This is a genomic window from Phenylobacterium sp. (assembly GCF_035276905.1).
Lineage (GTDB): Bacteria > Pseudomonadota > Alphaproteobacteria > Caulobacterales > Caulobacteraceae > Phenylobacterium.
In genome coordinates this window covers 1-4,165 of the sequence record NZ_DATELG010000001.1, presented here as the reverse complement: position 1 = coordinate 4,165, position 4,165 = coordinate 1, and the positions used below count along the sequence as shown (strand labels likewise).

Below are 4,165 nucleotides of genomic sequence, written 5' to 3'. Positions count from 1 at the left end.
ATCTGGCTCGCGCCAGTCATGCTGGCGATCGCCCTCGCCGTGAAGGTGCAGGACGGCGGCCCCATCCTCTTTTGCCAGCGCCGCATAGGCCGCAACGGGGATGAGTTCCTCTTCATCAAGTTCCGCACCATGGTCGTCGACGCCTCTGCCTTGCTGGAGCGCCTGATCCGCACGGACTCCGAAGCTGCTCGCGAGTGGAAGGAAAAGCAGAAGCTGACGCGTGATCCGAGAGTGACCTTGATCGGCGGCTTCCTCAGGCGCACCAGCCTGGACGAACTGCCGCAGCTGATGAACGTGCTGCTTGGAGACATGAGCATCGTCGGCCCGCGGCCAATATTGCCGGAACAGATCGAAGAGTACGGACCGGGCTTTGATCTCTATTGCCGAGCTCGTCCGGGGCTGACGGGTCTGTGGCAGGTCAGCGGACGCAACGAGACCACATTCCAACGCCGCTCCGAGCTTGACGCGATCTATTTGCAGGGCTGGAACATGCGTTGCGATCTCAGCCTGATCATTCGCACGTTCGACGTCGTGCTGCAGCAGCGGGGCGCGTGCTGAGCGTGAGCCCAATAAGGCGGCGTCCGCCCGCTTCGCACTGAGCCTCCGGTCGACAGCCAGCCGAGCGACCCGCGCCGCCGCTGCCGACCGCCCGTCCGCGACTGAAGCCCCCCACAATCGAACGCCCCGGGCTTGCCGGCGCCCTGATCGTCCGGCGCTCGTCGACCGGCATTCCCCTGCCCCCGATCTGGGGACGCAGCCCCGCAGCGGCCGTGGTTGCAATGGTCGTGGCAGGAGGAACGACACCGTGCTGGCGAGCACCGATCCGACGGACTCCGGCGGCGCGCCTCAGAGACCCGCCTTTGGGCGGACGATCTGGGGATGGGGCCCCGCGGGCGGGCTGATCCTCTGGATCGCTGGCTTCCTGATCCTGCCCTGGTGGGCGGCCCTGCTCCTGTGGTGGTGGCCGAGCATCCTGTTCGGAGCCGCCCTCGGCCTGGCGACCGTCGAGCTCGCCAAGCGCCTCGGCCGCCTCACCGCCGCCGGGGCTCGCCTCGGCGTCCCCCAGGCCGTCCGCAACCCAAGCTCCGAGCCCCAAAGCACGGATTGAATGCGCACGAGGGAACCAACAAAATGGCGCGCATACTCGTCGTCGGAAAATATTACCCGCCGTTTCGCGGTGGAATCGAAAGTTATACCGGCCAGATCGCCGAAGCGCTGGCGCTGAAGCACGAAGTCACTGCGGTGGTGTTCAACCACCGCAAAGGCCGTGCGGACGAGTTGGAAGCCAGCGGGGTTCGCGTCGTACGCGCTCGCAGGATCGGGATACTCAGCGGCCAGCCGCTCTCGCTGGACATCTTCCGCGCGCTGCACCCCGGGTGGTTCGACCTGGTGCACTTCCAGTCGCCAAATCCACTGTCGGCGTTGGCGCTGCTCCTGCGACTGCCGCGAAAGGCGCCGCCGAAACTGATCATCACCCACCACATGGAAATTCATCAGCGAGGCCTTTTGAGACTCCTCGCATCGGCGGTGAACCGCAGACTCATGAAGCGCGCCGCGGCGATCATCATGACTTCGGCGCAAAATCTCGATCAAGCAGCGGACATCCCCAAATCCGCGCCGATCGAAGTGATCCCGCTCGGGGTAAATCCGGCCGACTACCAGATCGACGACGCGCTGCGCGAGGAGGCCGGGATCTGGCGGCGCGAAATCGCCGGTGAGGCGCCGACTGTGGCGTTCCTGGGCCGACACGCCAGGTACAAGGGCCTGCAGATTCTGGTCGAGGCGCTCGTCCACTGTCCAACCGTGCACGCTCTGATCGCCGGCGACGGGCCGTATCGATCCGAGGCTGAAGCGCTGGCGCGCAAACTGAACGTCATGGAGCGCGCCCATTTCCTCGGCGAGATCGCACCGCGCGAGAAGCTGCGTCTGTTCGCCGCCGCGGACGTGTTCGCCATGCCCTCCACGGAGACGACCGAAGCCTTCGGCATCTCGCAGGTCGAGGCCATGGCCGCCCGGGTGCCTGTCGTTGCGAGCGCCATTCCGACCGGCGTCATGGACGTGGCGCGGCACGAGGAGACTGCGCTGCTTTGCGAACCGGGAAGCGCACGGAGTCTCGCCGGCGCGGTCCAGAGGCTGCTCGGCGACGACATCCTGCGGGCGCGCTTGACCGCCAACGCGTTCGAGCAGGTGCAGGAACGCTTCAACTCGGCGGTGGTGCGGCAAAGCACGGTCGCCCTCTTCGACCGCTTGGCCGCGCAACGGGCCGAGCCGCCGCCGCGGCGGGCGATGCGGCGCATGGAGATCGCCCCTCATGCGAGCTGAACGGACGTCCGCGGCGGGCGCGATCTTGCAGGTATGCCGCATCGGCTTCATCGGCGGGGCCGAGCGTGTCGCCTTGGCCTGCGCCGAAGTCGCTCTGGAGAGCGCGCGCCCCTCGATCATGGTCTGCCCTCCGGACGGGCCGCTGGCGGCGGAAGCCATGGCCCGCGGCGTGGCGTTTCGAGCTGCGCCGATCGCGCGCGGCAGCCCGGAAGGATCCCTACTGCAGCTTCCCGGAATTGCACTGCAAATGCAGCGGGCGCGGCGGGCGGTGGCGCAGATTGCGCAAGACGCCAAGGCCGGCGTGGTTCACGTCCACCACCCGGTAGGCGCGTTCCAGGCGGCCTATGCCGCATCGCAGGTGGGCGCGCCGCTCGTCCTGCACGTGCACGAGACCCTGCCCGCGCCGCCGCAATATGCGCTTTTCGGCCCCTGGCTGCGCCGCCGGGTCGAGCGCTTCATCTGCGTGTCCCGCAAAGGCGTGGAGCTGGTGAAAAGCCTGGGCGTCCGCGACGAGCGCATTCAACTGATCTACAACGCCGTGGAGCCTCGGTATTTCACAACACCAGTCCCGGCTGCGGAGATCACGGGCCCCGGTCCCCACATCGGCATCTTCGGCACGCTGGAGCCGCGCAAGGGACACGCCGACCTGCTGCAGGCCTGCGCCAGATTGCGAACGAACTTCCCGGACCTCGAGATCTGGATCGTCGGCGGTCAGAGTTCACACAACGATGCGGCCAACTTGAACGGCCTGCGGAGCCTTGCGGACCAGCTGGGACTATCGCACCGAACGCATTTCACCGGCCTTCGCCAGGATATTCCGCAGCTGATGGCCGCCATGGATGTCGTCGTGTCGGCTTCTCTCGGCCCGGAGAGCCTGCCAACAGTATTGATCGAAGGCGGGGCCTTGGGGCGACCCGTCGTCGGCACCAGCATCGGCGGAGTCGGCGAAATCATCTCCGAAGGGGTCACTGGCTTTCTCGCCCCTTCTGCCGCCCCGGAGGCGCTCGCCCAAGCGATCGCCCGGGCCCTGTCGCCGGCCGGTCCCCGAGTGGCGGCCGAGGCCGCGCGACAAGCCCGCCAACGCTTCTCGCCGGAGCGTTTCAGAGCCGAATTGTTGAATGCTTACGATCAGGTGCTTCAGCAGCGACCGCCGATCGCGGCATGAGCATGCCCGCGCCCATCCACCGCTTGCAGCCAAAGGACATCGCTGAATCCTCCTCGCCCTGGCGCCGGCTCATGGGCTCGACCCCGACGCGCCAACTCATCAAACGACCGATCTCCCGACGGCAAAATTGGCTAACCGTTAGAGACGATCAGTCTGCCGAGTGGACATGATGCAAGCGCCTGTCCCTGTGCCGTATGCCGAGACGATCTACGCCGAGCCGGTCTTTTCGACCGGCGCTCCGCGGAAGAGCCTCGGCCAGCTTGACCCCCGGCTGTTCCTGGCCCTTCTGAAACGTCACATTCGCCTGTTCGCGATCGCGGTTTGCAGCGTTCTCGTCGCCACCGCCGCGGTGACGTTGCTGCTGCCGCACCGTTACACGGCGACGACGAAGATTCTGCTCGATCCTCGCAAGGAGCATCTGGCCAGCAGCGAAGAGGTGCTTTCGTCGCTGCCGGCGGAATCGACGGTGGTCGACACCGAGGTCGAGGTTCTCAACTCCCCGGCCCTGGCGCGACGCGTGGCGAGTTCCCTGAACCTTTGCAAGGATCCTGAATTCGCTCGCCCTTCCATCAAAGACGCTTCCAGACGCTTCCGACGGTGCGTGGACAAGTTGACCAAGAGCTTGTCGGTCCGGCGAGCCAGCCTCACCTACGTGATAAACCTCTCCTTCACCTCGAA

The 4,165-nt window shown here is 66.4% G+C and carries 5 protein-coding genes; all 5 read left to right on the top strand.

What is annotated here, in order from left to right:
* A partial coding sequence (locus VJS38_RS00025) for a sugar transferase (RefSeq protein WP_324086107.1) occupies positions 1 to 558 on the top strand: 558 nt, incomplete at its 5' end.
* A gap of 247 nt (positions 559 to 805) precedes the next feature.
* A complete protein-coding gene (locus VJS38_RS00020; protein WP_324086106.1) occupies positions 806 to 1,108 on the top strand; it encodes a hypothetical protein in 303 nt (100 codons plus the stop codon).
* Positions 1,109 to 1,131: 23 nt separating this feature from the next.
* Positions 1,132 to 2,322 (top strand): glycosyltransferase, encoded by a 1,191-nt coding sequence (locus VJS38_RS00015; RefSeq protein ID WP_324086105.1) that lies wholly within the window; start codon positions 1,132 to 1,134, stop codon positions 2,320 to 2,322.
* Complete coding sequence (locus VJS38_RS00010) at positions 2,312 to 3,487, top strand: glycosyltransferase (RefSeq protein ID WP_324086104.1); 1,176 nt, start codon at positions 2,312 to 2,314, stop codon at positions 3,485 to 3,487. Before VJS38_RS00015 ends, VJS38_RS00010 begins: the two co-directional genes overlap by 11 nt.
* Before the next feature lie 166 nt (positions 3,488 to 3,653).
* On the top strand, positions 3,654 to 4,165 hold a 512-nt coding region (locus VJS38_RS00005; RefSeq protein ID WP_324086103.1), incomplete at its 3' end, for a Wzz/FepE/Etk N-terminal domain-containing protein.

Excerpts from the sequence above, each read along its gene's own strand:
- VJS38_RS00015 (WP_324086105.1), top strand. The coding sequence starts at position 1,132 with ATGGCGCGCATACTCGTCGTCGGAAAATATTACCCGCCGTTTCGCGGT.
- VJS38_RS00010 (WP_324086104.1), top strand. The coding sequence starts at position 2,312 with ATGCGAGCTGAACGGACGTCCGCGGCGGGCGCGATCTTGCAGGTATGC.